Here is a 441-nt window from a genome sequence, read left to right as displayed (position 1 = left end):
CCTGGTCTGCGCCACAGGGGCAGTTCTATTTGTGCTATGTGCGGCGTTCAATGCGTGGTTGTTACCAGCATGGAAACTCTCCACCGTACGCACGCCCGTTCGCGAAGGCATGACCCGCGTGATGCGTGACAAGCGTTTTGTCACCTATGTTCTGACGCTGGCGGGTTACTACATGCTGGCTGTACAAGTGATGCTGATGCTGCCAATTATGGTCAACGACGTGGCTGGCGCGCCCTCTGCCGTTAAATGGATGTATGCCATTGAAGCGTGTCTGTCGTTAACGTTGCTCTACCCTATCGCCCGCTGGAGTGAAAAGCATTTTCGTCTGGAACACCGGTTGATGGCTGGGCTGTTGATAATGTCATTAAGCATGATGCCGGTGGGCATGGTCAGCGGCCTGCAACAACTTTTCACCCTGATTTGTCTGTTTTATATCGGGTC

General features: G+C 53.3%; 1 protein-coding gene. It reads left to right on the top strand.

Going from position 1 to position 441, the window contains the following annotated elements; translation table 11 throughout:
* Positions 1-441 (top strand): hypothetical protein (locus AOA60_RS01290; RefSeq protein ID WP_218240493.1); only part of this gene is annotated, 441 nt, incomplete at both ends.

The sequence above is a fragment of the Pseudomonas sp. 2822-17 genome (genome assembly GCF_002742485.1).
GTDB lineage: Bacteria > Pseudomonadota > Gammaproteobacteria > Pseudomonadales > Pseudomonadaceae > Aquipseudomonas > Aquipseudomonas cyclaminis.
This window is presented reverse-complemented; position numbering and strand designations above follow the sequence as displayed.